13 protein-coding genes and 1 pseudogene are annotated in these 14,268 nt (G+C 51.1%); 9 read left to right on the top strand and 5 right to left on the bottom strand.

The annotated features are described in order from the left end of the window. The 4 genes from tuf to KB557_RS04790 all read left to right on the top strand — a co-directional run. On the top strand, positions 1–1,133 hold a 1,133-nt coding region (tuf, locus tag KB557_RS04805; RefSeq protein WP_255131801.1), incomplete at its 5' end, for an elongation factor Tu. 100 nt (positions 1,134–1,233) lie between these two features. Further along, positions 1,234–1,554, top strand: a complete 321-nt coding sequence (gene rpsJ, locus KB557_RS04800) for a 30S ribosomal protein S10 (RefSeq protein WP_255131799.1) — start codon at positions 1,234–1,236, stop codon at positions 1,552–1,554. A gap of 44 nt (positions 1,555–1,598) precedes the next feature. Beyond that, positions 1,599–2,246 (top strand): LON peptidase substrate-binding domain-containing protein, encoded by a 648-nt coding sequence (locus KB557_RS04795; protein ID WP_255131797.1) that lies wholly within the window; start codon positions 1,599–1,601, stop codon positions 2,244–2,246. Beyond that, positions 2,243–3,196 carry a methyltransferase domain-containing protein gene (locus KB557_RS04790; RefSeq protein ID WP_255131795.1) on the top strand — a complete coding sequence of 318 codons (954 nt, stop codon included), beginning with the start codon at positions 2,243–2,245 and terminating at the stop codon, positions 3,194–3,196. The genes KB557_RS04795 and KB557_RS04790 overlap by 4 nt, the downstream gene beginning before the upstream one ends. Here KB557_RS04790 and pheA read toward each other — a convergent pair. Further along, positions 3,171–4,058, bottom strand: a complete 888-nt coding sequence (gene pheA / locus KB557_RS04785) for a prephenate dehydratase (RefSeq protein WP_255131793.1) — start codon at positions 4,056–4,058, stop codon at positions 3,171–3,173. The genes KB557_RS04790 and pheA overlap by 26 nt on opposite strands. Before the next feature lie 59 nt (positions 4,059–4,117). Here pheA and KB557_RS04780 point away from each other — a divergent pair, with 59 nt between their 5' ends. Continuing rightward, positions 4,118–4,636: a DUF1997 domain-containing protein gene (locus KB557_RS04780; RefSeq protein ID WP_255131791.1), complete on the top strand. Its 519-nt coding sequence runs from the start codon at positions 4,118–4,120 to the stop codon at positions 4,634–4,636. On the opposite strand, the gene KB557_RS04775 is transcribed toward KB557_RS04780, so the two are convergent. The 3 genes from KB557_RS04775 to KB557_RS04765 form a co-directional block, all read right to left on the bottom strand. Beyond that, positions 4,572–5,216, bottom strand: coding sequence for a ribonuclease HII (locus KB557_RS04775; RefSeq protein WP_255131803.1), 645 nt, complete (start codon positions 5,214–5,216; stop codon positions 4,572–4,574). The two genes, KB557_RS04780 and KB557_RS04775, sit on opposite strands and share 65 nt — an antisense overlap. 14 nt (positions 5,217–5,230) lie before the next feature. Continuing rightward, positions 5,231–7,192, bottom strand: coding sequence for an Rne/Rng family ribonuclease (locus tag KB557_RS04770; protein WP_255131789.1), 1,962 nt, complete (start codon positions 7,190–7,192; stop codon positions 5,231–5,233). A gap of 260 nt (positions 7,193–7,452) precedes the next feature. After that, positions 7,453–10,044 (bottom strand): TIGR03936 family radical SAM-associated protein, encoded by a 2,592-nt coding sequence (locus KB557_RS04765; protein WP_255131787.1) that lies wholly within the window; start codon positions 10,042–10,044, stop codon positions 7,453–7,455. A gap of 30 nt (positions 10,045–10,074) precedes the next feature. Here KB557_RS04765 and KB557_RS04760 point away from each other — a divergent pair, with 30 nt between their 5' ends. Genes KB557_RS04760 through KB557_RS04750 form a run of 3 tightly spaced genes read left to right on the top strand, consistent with a single transcriptional unit; the run spans position 10,075 to position 12,440 of the window. Then, entirely contained in the window at positions 10,075–11,313 is a 1,239-nt protein-coding gene (locus KB557_RS04760; RefSeq protein WP_255131785.1) for an LL-diaminopimelate aminotransferase, read from the top strand. Between the two features lie 60 nt (positions 11,314–11,373). Continuing rightward, positions 11,374–11,703 carry an ATP-dependent Clp protease adapter ClpS gene (gene clpS, locus KB557_RS04755; protein ID WP_255131783.1) on the top strand — a complete coding sequence of 110 codons (330 nt, stop codon included), beginning with the start codon at positions 11,374–11,376 and terminating at the stop codon, positions 11,701–11,703. Further along, positions 11,703–12,440, top strand: coding sequence for a CPBP family intramembrane glutamic endopeptidase (locus tag KB557_RS04750; RefSeq protein ID WP_255131780.1), 738 nt, complete (start codon positions 11,703–11,705; stop codon positions 12,438–12,440). The genes clpS and KB557_RS04750 overlap by 1 nt, the downstream gene beginning before the upstream one ends. Position 12,441: 1 nt before the next feature. Here the strand turns inward: KB557_RS04750 and KB557_RS04745 are convergent, their stop codons facing one another. After that, the gene (locus KB557_RS04745; protein WP_255131778.1) at positions 12,442–14,061 is read right to left on the bottom strand and encodes a photosystem II high light acclimation radical SAM protein; all 1,620 of its coding nucleotides are present in this window, start codon (positions 14,059–14,061) and stop codon (positions 12,442–12,444) included. Between the two features lie 88 nt (positions 14,062–14,149). Between KB557_RS04745 and KB557_RS04740 the strand changes: the two are divergent. Then, positions 14,150–14,268, top strand: a pseudogene (locus tag KB557_RS04740) (photosystem II q(b) protein); the annotation flags it as partial.

Below are 14,268 nucleotides of genomic sequence, written 5' to 3'. Positions count from 1 at the left end.
CTAACGTGCTCGCTTCACTCGGTCAGGCCAAAGCCCAGGCTTACGATGAAATCGATGGCGCCCCTGAAGAGAAAGAGCGCGGCATCACCATCAACACCGCCCACGTGGAGTACGAAACCGTTGGTCGTCACTACGCCCACGTGGACTGCCCTGGACACGCTGATTATGTGAAGAACATGATCACAGGCGCCGCCCAAATGGACGGTGGGATTCTTGTGGTAGCAGCCACAGACGGGCCTATGGCCCAAACCCGGGAACACATCTTGCTTGCTAAGCAGGTTGGCGTACCCGCCCTTGTGGTGTTCCTCAACAAGAAGGACATGGTTGACGACGAGGAGCTCCTAGAGCTCGTTGAACTCGAAATGCGGGAACTTCTCGATAAATACGATTTCCCCGGCGACGATATCCCCGTGATATCTGGATCTGCTCTTAAAGCCCTAGAGCACATCCAAGGCGGCGGCAAAGGTGCTCGTGGTGAAAACGAGTGGGTAGACAAGATCCTTGATCTCATGGACGCTGTAGATGCCTCCATACCCGAGCCCGAGCGCGAAATTGATAAGCCCTTCTTGATGGCTATCGAAGACGTGTTCTCGATCACAGGTCGTGGCACCGTTGCCACCGGCCGGATCGAGAGAGGCAAGGTAAAAGTTGGGGAAACCGTTGAGATTGTTGGTATTCGCGAAACCCGCACTACCACCGTTACCGGCGTGGAAATGTTCCGCAAACAACTAGAAGAAGGCATGGCTGGCGATAACGCTGGTTTGCTCTTACGCGGTATCCAAAAAGAAGATATCGAAAGGGGCATGGTGCTGGTGAAGCCAGGTTCCATCAAGCCACATACAAAATTTGAAGGTGAGGTTTACGTGCTCACCAAAGAAGAAGGTGGTCGTCATACCCCTTTCTTCGCTGGCTATCGTCCACAGTTTTATATCCGTACCACCGATGTAACTGGGCAAATCACCCAGTTCACCGCAGACGACGGCACCCAGGTTGAAATGGTTATGCCTGGTGACAGGATCAAGATGACCGGCCAACTGATCTGTGGCGTAGCTATGGAACAGGGCATGCGCTTTGCTATCCGCGAAGGCGGCCGCACCATTGGTGCTGGCGTTGTTTCTAAGATCCTCGAGTGATCTAGCCCAAGCTGGTTGTTAGCTCGAACTTTGGGCTAACAACCAACTTCTGTTTACGCACCTCGACAACTGAATTTTTCTCTAACCGCCTCCGAGCCTTATGACTAACGCTATCGTCCAGCAAAAAATCCGCATCCGCCTAAAAGCGTTTGATCGCCGCATGCTGGATCTTTCTTGCGACAAAATCATTGAAACCGCCGATCACACCGCTGCAACAGCGATCGGACCGATCCCCTTGCCAACAAAACGCAAAATTTATTGTGTTTTGCGTTCGCCTCACGTGGACAAGGATTCCCGCGAGCATTTTGAAACCCGTACCCATCGTCGTTTAATCGACATCTACAACCCATCAGCTAAAACAATCGATGCTTTGATGAAGCTTGATTTACCTAGTGGCGTTGATATTGAAGTAAAGCTCTGATCCCTGCTTCAACTGCCTAGAATTAGACTTATTCTCCCGTTGTTATGGCGGACCTATCCGTTCGGGAGCTACCGCTCTTTCCCCTTCCAGATGTGGTGCTCTTCCCCCAGGAGGTGTTGCCTCTCCATATTTTTGAGCAGCGCTATCGCTTAATGCTCAAAAGTGTTCTAGATAGCGATCGTCGTTTTGGGGTGGTGCGTTGGGATCCTGATCAAAAGGCAATGGCTGCTATCGGTTGTTGCGCTGAAATCTTGCAATGTCAAACCCAAGCTGATGAACGCAGCAATCTCGTTACTCTTGGGCAGCAACGTTTTCGCCTTTTAAATGTGGTGCGAGAAGCCCCCTTCATGGTGGGTTTGGTGTGCTGGTTAGAGGATGAACCCGTTGAGGTTGATCTGCAACCGCTCGCTAATGATGTGCGCCAAGCCCTACGTGATGTTGTGGATCTATCCGGCAAATTGCTCGGCCACCAAACCGTATTACCAGACGACCTTCCAATACTGCCCCGCGAATTATCTTTCTGGGTTGGCGGTCACCTTGGTGGAGCGGTAGCTGATCATCAACAGGAGTTGCTGGAGATGACATCTACCGCAGATCGTTTGCAACGGGAACTTGATCTTCTCGATCACACCCGCCGGCAACTGGCGGCCCGCACAGTTCTTAAAGACACCCTCAAGGATTTAGAGAAATGACAACTGGGCTGATTATCTGCCTGTTGTTATTATTTTTACTGCTAACGCTTACTTTTGCTTTTGTTGCGTGGTATTTCTTACCGCGGCGTTTTAGTGGTGAACAAAGCGTTGCTAATGCTTACGATCGTTGGACCCAAGATCAATTGCTGGAACGTCTTTGGGGCGAACATATCCACCTCGGCTACTACGGCAAACCAACCAAACGGCGCGATTTTCGCCAGGCTAAAGCAGATTTTGTTAGCGCCCTAGCCCACTGGGGTGGTTTGGATAAATTGCCGCCCGGTTCGCGCATCCTTGATGTGGGTTGCGGCATCGGTGGCAGCAGCCGTTTATTAGCGAGCCTTTATGGCTTTGAAGTGGTTGGGGTAAGCATCAGCCCCGCCCAAGTGGAACGAGCTAGGCAACTCACACCCGCAAAACTGAGCTGTAGTTTTGCCGTTATGGATGCCCTAAATCTCAAATTTGATGCCGCTGAATTTGATGCGGTATGGACGGTGGAATGCGCCCCACACATCGCAAACAAACAGGGCTTTGCTGATGAATTAATGCGGGTACTTAAACCCGGTGGTTTATTAGTGGCAGCTGATTGGAATCAACGGGATCACAGCGTTACCCCCTTCAGCGGCCTTGAGAGCTGGGTATTGGAACAGCTGCGGGTGCAATGGGCCCATCCCGCTTTTTCTAGCATTAATTCCTTTTCTGAAAATCTAAACGCCACTGGTGCCCTAGATCACCCAGCCCAAACTGGCAACTGGAGCATTGAAACTCTGCCCTCCTGGATTGCCTCAATAACAGAAGGTATAAAACGCCCAGGCGCAGTTTTAAGCCTTGGCCCTAATGCTTTCATCAAAGCCTGCAGAGAAATACCAACGTTGTTATTGATGCATTGGGCTTTTTCAAATGGCTTAATGCAATTTGGCTTATTTAAGGCAGAACGGCGTCGTCGGTAATCGGGTAGGTACCAAACTCAATCAAGCGTTCACATAAAGGTTTTAATTCCTGCAAAGTTTCTATTAATTGTTGCTGTTGTTGCTGCTGAGTGATTACCTCTGAGGGCCAATTAAGATCTACAAAAAATACATATTCCCCCAGCTCTCGTTTTGATGGCCTTGATTCAATCCGGCTCATATTTAATTGCCGTTTAGCAAATACTTGCAAAGCTTCCACCAAGCCACCAGGGGAATTGGCATGCAACGAGAAGGCCAAACTAGTGCAACTAGCAGCCTCGATTTGAGCTTTTAATGCACCACGTAATAACAAAAATCTTGTGCAATTGCCCTGCTGATCATTGATCGGATAAGCCAATTCCGCTAGGCCATGTTTTAGGGCGGCCGATTGTGATGCAATCGCTGCTCTAAATCGTGAACCCTTCACCATTCGAGCCGCTTCTGCTGTGGAATTGGTGGGCAACTGCAGTGCTTGAGGAAGATGCTTTTGCAACCAGCTGCTGCATTGACCAAGGGCCTGGGGATGAGACAAAACCTCGGTGATGCCATCTAAAGATCCATCGCCAAGTAAGGCATGGCGAATCGGCAACACCAACGCCCTTTCGATGCTTAATGGGGTTTTTTGAAATGCACCCGATTCCCAAAGCGTATCCAAACAGGTGGTAACACCTCCTTCCACAGAATTCTCAACCGGCACTACCGCTGCATCCACCAGGCCAGAGCCCAGCGCTTCCATCACATTGCGAATTGTGATCTGCGGTAGTAACAGGGCCTCAGGCGCATTTGCCAAATTTGCAAGGCGTAAAGCGGCCTGTTCTCCGTAGGTTCCAACCGGACCCAGGTAAGCAATGGCAGAAATGGGCACTAACAACGGAGCAAAAAGGGCACACACCGATAGGATCCTGCACGATTAGGGGTTCGGCCATGGTTTTGGCCTTCAGAGCTGTCCAGAAACTAGATCTTCCAGTTTTGGACCAGCCAGGCAGGTTGCCCGATTATTTGCGCGAAGAAAGGCGAGTGGTGGGAGCACTTTTAAGCTCCGAACAACTCACTTGCCTTGCGGCTGGCAGTTATCGCTACGCGGTAAATCCATTGCAGTTGTTCCAATTGCGGATAAAACCAGTGGTGGAACTAAAAGCACAGCAATTTCCAGGACGGCTTGAACTCGATTCTGTGAAATGCGATCTAGAGGGTGTACCCGGCATCACAGACAACTTTCAATTGAGCTTGCGTTCTTGGCTTGAAGCTGAACCAAATGGCTTGGTAGGTGAAGCGGAATTAAGTGTTGAAGTGGATCATCCCGCGATATTGCGCCTGATCCCTGCGCGGATACTGGAGGCCACCGGTGAATCGCTGCTGAATGGCATCCTGCTCACCATCAAAGGGCGGGTTGGGAAGCAAGTGGTGCGTGATTTCCAGAGTTGGTGCCAAGTGCAAAGCTGAGGCGATGCAGGGGGCTTGGGCCAAGTTTTTGTAATGCCTTGCGGTGCTGCAAGGTGCCATAGCCGTGATGTTGCTCTAGGCCATACCCAGGCCAAACCAAAGCCAAGCGTTCCAAAAGTTGATCACGTTGTTCTTTTGCCAAAATGCTGGCGCAAGCGATGGTGAGGCAGCTGCTGTCGCCCCGCACAACTGTTTTTTGCGCTGCCTTCCAGGGCCTAAGTGTTAAGGAGCCATCCACCAGCAATAATTCCGGCACCACCTGCAACCTTTGCAGGGCACGCAACATTGCAAGTTCGGTGGCGGCTCGAATCCCAATACGATCAATTTCAGCTGCCGATGCTTGGCCATAACCAAAGCTTGCTAAAAAAGGGGAGATAAGAGGAATCAGAGCAGCGCGCCGTTTAGGTGATAAAGCTTTGCTATCTGTTACCCCTAATTGAGGTAAATAATCAAAAGCTTCTGCATCTAAGCAAACTGCAGCAGCCCACACGGGGCCGAATAAACAACCCCGGCCCACTTCATCAACCCCGGCAAAACTATTAAGGCCAAGTTGTTGTTTTGAGGCAAGGCTTAGCTCCAGTGGTATTTCCAGAATCAGCTTGCTGAAGAACGCCTGCGCCTACGGCGACCTTCATCGGCTGGATCAAGCTCTGTTTCGATTGCAACTTCAGCTTCTTTATTTATTGCTATTTCATTATTTTCATCTGATTCATTTGTTTCCTCTAATTCATTTGTTTCCTCTAATTCATTTGTTTCCTCTAATTCAAATGGTTCATCAAATTCTGGTTCTATTGTTAGGAGTGGTGCAATCGTAAAAAGCTCTTCTTGTTCGTGATCTGAATTATTGAAACCATCCCCGTCCGCTGGGGTGATTTCAACCATGGAAGACCTGCCGGCACCACGGCCACCGCGACGACGCCTGCCGCCTTGCGCCGCGAGTTCGGTGCGGGCCAACTCCAATACTTCGGCAGCATCTTCGCCGGGGCGCACAACTTTTACCACTACATTTTCCAGCTCCTCGGGGGCGGGATCTAGCAGTAACGCAGGGTTTAGGCCCATCCAACCAAAAACCAACTCCTGGCTGTCGTCCATGGAAACCGCAAGCAGTTCAGGATCGTTGCGCCTTGGCTCTGAAGCAGCAGTGGCTGTTGCTGTTGCTAAAGCGGGCACGCCATTGCTGGCAGCTGCTGGTTCCGTATCAAAACTGCGCGTTCCGCCCCTACCACCACGGCGACGGCCACCGGCATCAATTCCGCTCGGACTCGATACTTCAGCCCTGGCAGAAGCCACCGAACGCACTAAACCAGGCAGTGCCGCCAATGGTTGCAGGCTGTCTTTTCCGGGCAGAGTAACCACATGGCCCAAGCCACCACAACTGGGGCAGGCCCTACCAAATAATTCATATATATTTTGTCCCTGACGCTTGCGGGTGAGCTCCACCAGCCCCAATTCAGTAATTTGGGCGATTTGAGGGCGGGCTTGATCATCCCGCATTGCTTGGGTGAAATGCTCAAGCAGCATTAATTGATCGCGGCGGGATTCCATATCAATGAAATCAATAATCACAACTCCACCGATATTGCGTAACTTCAGCTGCCGGGCAATCTCAGTGGCAGATTCACAATTTGTCCAAAGAACTGTCTCCCTTGAATTAGCCGATCGGGTAAATGAACCGGAGTTCACATCAACTACTGTGAGAGCTTCAGTGGGTTCGATAATTACATAACCACCCGATGGCAAATCAACCCTTGGTTTTAATGCATCACGAATAGCCGCATGCACTTTGTAATGTTCGAGAATTTCAGTGGATTCATCATGAAATTCCACCACAAGATTTGCTTGATCTTGGCCAAGAAACGCATTAACGCGGGCGACGGCTTCTTGAGAATCCACCACAACCTTCAACACTTCTGGGCTGTAGAGATCACGCAATACACGATGAATAAAATCTTCGTCGCGATTTAATAAAATAGGAGGCTGGGCGGTTTCGGCCGCTTGTTGGATTGCTTCTAATTGACGCAATAAAGATTCAAGATCATCGATAATTTGCTCTTCGCTAATACCCTCAGCCTCAGTGCGCACCAGCAAACCGGTGCCCGGTGGTTTGATTAATACCGATAGGGCCCGCAAACGATTACGTTCCGATTCAGCTGCAATGCGGCGAGAGATATTTACCCCTTGGCCATGGGGCTGCAGCACTAAAAACCGCCCTGGCAAAGAAAGATTTCCCGTTAAGCGGGGGCCCTTAGTGCCTGTGGGCTCCTTCATTACCTGCACCAACACCTTTTGGCGAGGTTCAAGTAATTCGGTGATAGCTGCCCCACCTTTTTTTAAACGCAGGGGGCCAAGATCAGAAAGGTGAATAAATCCATTCTTTTCACTTTCGCCAATATTTACAAATGCGGCATCAATACCCGGTAAAACATTTTCAACAGTACCTAAATAAACATCACCAATTTGATGGCGGCCTTGGGCAACGATTAATTCATCAACCCGTTCTTCGTTGAGTACGGCTGCGATCCGTAATTGCTCAGCGATAACGATCTGCTGTGGCATGGGCTGAGGCAACCCCTTGCGGGATCACCAATAAGGGTGGATGGGGAAATAAAAAATGCTTTTGTGCTTTCAGTTGTTGGGAACTGAAGCAAAGATCAAACCAATTAGACGTATTTCAACAATGCATATCAAAAGACATGCTGCGTGTGCAGGAATCAGACAGCTACCTAGAACCCTTGGACGCATTCACTGCCGGGAGCGATAAACGCAGCCTGGTTTGAGGGCGATTCTTCGGGCGGTATCTCCGCCTCATTAATAATTTAGCACGCCAGATTCAAGGATTCGCGAATCTGATGCACTAACAGCAGGGGCGTAGCCAAGCGTTGCTCCAATAGTTGCAGCATTTGATTTGGTTTAAGTGAGCGGCCACTGTTTTCCACCCAACTATCTAAACCGATTTCCACTCCAGTGGATTTCCATTGATACCAATGCAAATCAAGCAAATATACTTTTAAATCTTTTTCCTTTAGGCGGCCCAATCGATCTTTGCAAATTAACGGCAATCGTTCTGCTGCCAGCAGCTCGCCAAGGGCGCCTTGCCAAACTTCCGCTTCAGGGCATTCAAACCCTGGCTGCACCTCGATGTTGAGTCGCCAACTGGCGGAAACGATCGCCTGGGATAAGGCGGGCGCATGCACTGCAATTCCGTGGGCACTTATTAGTTGCAGCCCTGGCGGTAGTTGAGGCTGCAAAAGTTCTAGAAATTTTTCAGCTGTAATTTCAGCGCAAAAGCTGAGATCGAACCAATCAGCATGGGCCTCAGCCCCAAGGGGCAAGGCAAGGGCAAGCTGCAACCGCGGCAAAGGGTGGAAGCCACCGCTAAAACTCACCGGCATTCGTGATCGCCGCAAGGCGCGATCAAAAATTCTCACTAAATCAAGATGGCTCAACAAAGCCATCTCGGCAGTTTTTGCAAAACAAACCCGCAACCTGGCCACCTGCTCATCAGGAGGCTTGCGCGGTTTAGCGATTGGGGGTATTGGAAGGGCTGGCACCACTACGTTGTGCCCTAAATTCTCACCGCATACTCCGCAATTACTGCAACTTTCAAAGGAGCAATCAGGCAATTGTTGAGCCATTAAGGCTCGCTCAAGATCCTCCTGAAGCCATTGCTTACTTACGCCTGAATCAATGTGATCCCAGGGCAGCGGTTCACGGCAACGCTCTTGGCGTTGTTCAGGGCTAAGGGCCTGAAGCTCAGCCCAAGTACCCAGTTCCAGAGCCCGATAGCGCCCCCCTAATCCTGCCGCCTCAATCGCCCCAATCCAAGCGCCGTAAGTGCGATCAGTGTTCTCAAACCAGGCATCCATGCCGGCGCCTGCTCGCCAGGCGGCTTCAATCACTGGCGCAACACTTTGATCGCCGCGACCGATGAAATCCTCCATCGCTGAAAGCCGCACATCGGTGAAATTCACCTTCAACGCACGAAATTGGGCAAAACGCTGCTTCAGCAATTGTTGGCGGCGTTGAAATTCCAAAGACGACACGCTGTGCCACTGAAATGGCGTATGCGGTTTTGGTGTGAAATTACTGATGGTGAGGTTGAGCTCCAACCTGCCGATATCGCTCATTTCAGCGCGCAACATCTCAACGGTATCGGCTATGCCATGCACATCGGAATCGGTTTCACCGGGCAAACCAATCATGAAATAGAGCTTCAGCTTGCGCCAGCCGTGCTGCATCGCAGTGCGCACCCCATCGATCAAATCTTTATCAGTGAGGCCTTTATTAATGATGTCTCGGAGTCTTTGGGTGCCGGCCTCTGGTGCAAAGGTGAGGCTGCCCTGCTTTGTGCCGCCAAGGATATGGGCAATATTGCTATCAAAGCGGTCGATGCGCTGGCTCGGCAAAGCCAAGCTCACGTTGTGTTCTTGCAATCGATTACGCAATTCCACCCCCACCGCAGGCAGGGCTAAATAATCGCTGCAGCTAAGTGAGAGGAGCGAAAAATCGCTATACCCGGTTTTAATCATGCCGGTTTCCACCGCTTCCACCACCTCTTTGGGATCCACATCCCTGGCGGGGCGCGTGAGCATGCCGGGCTGGCAAAAGCGACAACCACGGGTGCAACCGCGGCGGATTTCCACTGTGAGGCGATCGTGAACAGTTTCTACATTTGGTACTAACGCCATGGCGTAGTGCGGCATGGGCGTAGCGGTGCGTCTAAAAACCCTGCGTTTTCCGATGCAGGGCACATACACACCGGGGATTTCCGCTAGATCTTCTAAAACCGCGCGTCTTGTTAAGCCAACCCCAATCGCTTCCTCTAAAACCAAGCCAATTTCGGCAAGTAATTCCTCCCCATCGCCGAGGGCAATGAAATCAAAGAAAGGTGCATAGGGCTCCGGATTACTGGTAGCGGTTTGACCGCCAGCAAAGATCAAGGGAGGTGCTTCAGGGTGATCCAGGGGGAGATCGCCACGCTGAATAGTGCGCAGGGGGATACCAGCTAAATCCAGCATTTCCAGCACATTGGTGGCGCCCAGTTCGTAGCTAAGGCTGAAACCAAGGATGTGAAAACTGGCGAGCGGGCGTTTGCTTTCCACAGCAAACAGAGGCGCCCCAACAGCTCTGAGCCTTGCCGCTAAATCGGGCGCCGGCAGGTAAGCACGATCGCAAAGCTGCCGCGGTTGAGCATTAAGGATTGAATAAAGAATGATGTGGCCAAGGTTGCTGGCGCCCACTTCATAAACTTCTGGGTATGTAAGTGCCCAGCGCACCGCTGCTTGATCCCAATCACGAGGTATCACCCCCCTTTCGTTGCCCAAATAGCGGCCGGGTTTGGAAATTCCCGTATTAACTAAAGAAGCGAAGGGAATTGATGGCACGTTGGCAGGAAGGAGCGCCGCCATAGGAGAATTAATGAAGTATTAGAGAGTGCATTGGTTCAAGTAAACGGCAACTATCTCAAGCTCAAAGCAGGCTATCTGTTCCCCGAAATTGCACGGCGGGTTAGAGCTTTCAGTGACGCCAATCCCAGCGCTGCGCTAATCCGCCTCGGCATTGGCGACGTAACAGAACCTCTGCCGCAGGCGTGTCGTGCTGCGATGAAAATAGCCATTGATGAAATGGGCACCCGGGATGGGTTTAGGGGCTACGGCCCCGAACAGGGATATCAATGGCTGCGAGAAAAGATTGCCAGCAATGATTTTCAAGCTCGCGGCTGCCAGATCAGCGCAGAAGAAATCTTTGTATCCGATGGATCCAAATGTGATAGCAGCAATATCCTCGATATCCTCGGCCCTGAAAATCGCATTGCTGTTACGGATCCGGTTTACCCGGTTTATGTAGATAGCAATGTGATGGCGGGCCGCACAGGGGAGGCCGATGAGCTGGGTCGCTATGGCGGTCTTTCATATTTGCCAATCACTGCTGCTAATGGCTTCACAGCGGAAATACCAACTGAAAAGGTAGATCTGATCTATCTCTGCTTCCCAAATAACCCCACCGGTGCTGTAGCTAGCAAAGCTCAACTAAAAGCCTGGGTTGATTACGCACGCGCTAATGAAGCCTTGATTTTATTTGATGCCGCCTACGAAGCTTTTATTCAAGATCCCGAATTACCCCATTCGATTTATGAAATTGAAGGCGCCCGCGAATGCGCTATTGAATTTCGTTCATTTTCAAAAAATGCTGGTTTCACTGGCACCCGCTGCGCCTTCACTGTGGTGCCCCGCGGCTTGATGGGTAGAGCAATAAATGGCGAAAAAGTAGAAATTTGGGGGCTATGGAACCGGCGCCAGTGCACCAAGTTCAACGGCGTTAGCTACATCGTGCAACGGGCCGCGGAAGCGGTTTACAGCTCAGAAGGAGCTGCTGAAGTGAAAGCGCTGGTGGCTTTTTATATGGAAAATGCCGCAATCATTAGAAACGCCCTTAGTGCCGCAGGGCTGCAGGTGTATGGCGGCGAACAGGCACCCTATGTGTGGATAAAAACCCCTGAAGGTTTGGATTCCTGGGGATTTTTCGACAACTTGCTTTCTGGTGCAAATGTGGTGGGCACACCAGGCAGTGGCTTTGGTGCAGCTGGTGAGGGCTATTTCCGCCTATCGGCTTTTAATAGCCGCGCAAATGTGGAAGAAGCGATGGCAAGGCTAAAAAAGCTATTGATATCTCCATAAACCCATATCGCGGCCAACGCTTGCCTAGATTTTCAAGCTGTTAAGTGCGACTTGGCCAAGATGACCAATCTGCATAAGGCTTCCCAATCGCCAGAAGGCAACCCAGGTGGTGTTGCGGTATTGGAAAAGGCCCCCGAACGGGTGCGAAAACCGTCGCCCCGCTACAAAGTGCTGCTCCACAACGACCCGGTTAACAGCATGGAATATGTGGTTACCACGTTGCGACAGGTGGTGCCATCACTCAGTGAACAAGATGCCCTCGCTGTGATGCTGGAGGCCCACAGCACTGGCGTTGGCCTGGTGATTGTTTGCGACATAGAACCGGCGGAGTTTTACTGCGAAACTCTTAAGAGCAAAGGTTTAACAAGCAGCATCGAGCCAGAGGAGTGATGGCTTGGCTTAACACCCTGCTCTACCCAGCGGTGTTGGTTGCCATTTTCCTGGGCTTTCAAGCCCTAGGGGCAGCGCCAGCGGTGGCAGCGTTGCCGGCACTGCTGGCTTTATTGGTGAGCCTGCCGCTACGGGTTAAGAACCTATGGAAAGAAAAACAAGCCTGGATCAGCTTGGGGGTGGTGGCGCCATCACGAAAAGATGTGTTCAAGGTGCTGCTACGGGGCTTCATAAAGGCAGTGCTGCTTTTATTAGTACTTTTAATTGGCCTGTTTTTTGCTGGCCAAATCAAATGGCAGCCGCAAATTAGCGCTGGTTTATTACTGAACGGTTTTGCCCTTGGCGTTGGGGTTGGCTTTGCCGAAGAATTGTTATTTAGGGGTTGGCTACTGGGGGAACTGGAATTTCGCTTTGCTTCTAAGGCTTGGGGAAAGAGCCTTGCATTGGTTCTACAAGCGCTTGTGTTCAGCCTGGCCCATACCAGATTCAACCTGCCCCTGGCTTCCCTCTGTGGGCTATTAGGTGGCCTTACCCTGCTGGGCTTGGCCTTGGGCTTACAAAGACGAGCCGATGCTGGCTTGATTTGGGGGGCAGTTGCACTCCATGGCGGCTTAGTTGGTGGCTGGTTTGTATTAAATCAAGGCTTAATTGGCCAGCAAGAAGGAAATCCAATCGGCAGCTGGCTGGCTTGGATTCCACTGCTGTTGTTGATTTGGGTGCGGCGACGCTGGTGGTGAATTAGCGCACTGCCTTTGCGAGAGCTTTACGGCCTTCCACAGGAGCATGGAGTGCTTCATCCAGAGGAGCTAGGCCGTAATCGCGTTCAAGTAATGCCATCACCGTGCGGCCAAAATCCTCAGGGTTTGTGGCAAATGCTTCTAAACAAACCCGGCCAAAACTGCTACCCATTGGTTCTGGATTCCAAAGCAGCTGGCGCGCCGTCCAGGGCATCATGCTCATCGGGTTGTAGCCCGGTTTAATCAAGCCTTGCTCAAACCCGTATTGCTCTAAATGAGTGTGAGGTTGTAAACCGATAAAGAAAATTGCCGGTTCAACTTTATCAGCGCCAAAAATACGTTCTAATTCTCTGTGGTATGCAACAGTTTGGCGGATAGTTTCTGGTCTTTCGTCAATTACGTTGAAGGAATAATTCACCGAAACATGCTCTTTGAACCCAGCCCGGGCCAGTAGCCGGCAGTTTTCCAGCACAGTGCGAAGGTTGTAACCCATGCGCATTTTGCGCACTAATTCTTGGCTGCCGGAGGTAATCCCGATTTCGAAATAATCCATACCGGTTGCCACCATTAGTTCCGCCAGCTCCGCATCAAGATTATCGGCGCGAATGTAGGCGGCCCAACGAATATTTTTCCAGCCTTGCGCTTGAATCGCTCGCAGCAACTGTTTTGCATCTTCGATATATCTGCGGGCAGGAATGAACTGCGCATCTGTAAACCAAAAACTACGCACGCCGCGGTTGTAGAGCTGAGCCATCTCAGCAATCACCTCATCTACGGGGTTCACCCGCACTGCTTTGCCTTCTACAACTGTATAAACGCAGTAGCAACAGTTATGGGGGCAGCCCCGCTTGGTTTGTACGCCCACATAGAAATCACCGGCTTCTAGATACCAATTCAATTGGGGCCAGATCGATTCGATATATGTGTAATTGCAGGCGCTTTTATCCATTCCAGCCGGCTGTTCATGGATCAAACCAGGGCGTGGGTTTTCACCCACAACAAAACAACGTTCGGTTTCTAAAGATTCACCGCGAATCAGCTTTTCAAGCAGGGGCTCGCCTTCTCCCACTGAAACAACGGTGCCTTTGGGTAGTTGCTTAGCCAGTTGCTCGTAAAACACACTCACAGCACCACCGCCGAGCACGAGGCGAGCAGTTGAGTGATACCGGCGGGCCCAGCGCAAACCACTACGCACTAAGCGCAGATTGCGCCATAAATCTCCGTAAAACGAAGCCATTAACTTCAAACCACCGAAGGCGCCCCTTAAGCGCCGCAACAGGCCCTTGCCGTAAAAAACTTCGAATGAATGCTGGAGGGGATTGCCGCCTCTGCCATCCACTGGGGCATAAATCTGAATATCCCGCCAAGAAAACACAACCAGGGTGGGTTTAAAGGCATCGATGGTGGCCTTCAAAACCCGCTCCACGTCTAAAACGGGCACAGCTGCTAGATCCAAAAGCCGTTGCGGCAAAGCTGGAAAAAGCTTGTGGAGGTGATCAGCCAAATAGATAGGTCCGATCGGAAAAATCGGATTGCAGGGCAAACGCACCAGCAAAACCCGCTGCACCTTAGAAACATCAGCTGTTTCGACCCTAACAAGCTCAGCTGGGCAGCGGATCATTTACTTTCCCGCAATGTTCTGTTACATTTGCTTTGTCGGAATACCGGCATCTATATCGGCCTTCGGGCCACACTCCCCACCCGAACTCATGCAAACCACAATTCAGCAGCGCTCCAGCGCTTCTGCGTGGCAGCAGTTTTGTGAGTGGGTCACCAGCACCGACAACCGCCTCTATGTGGGTTGGTTCGGTGTATTGATGATCCCCAC

This window comes from Synechococcus sp. Cruz CV12-2-Slac-r, from assembly GCF_024346075.1.
In the GTDB taxonomy this organism is placed as follows: Bacteria; Cyanobacteriota; Cyanobacteriia; order PCC-6307; family Cyanobiaceae; genus Synechococcus_D.
This window is presented reverse-complemented; position numbering and strand designations above follow the sequence as displayed.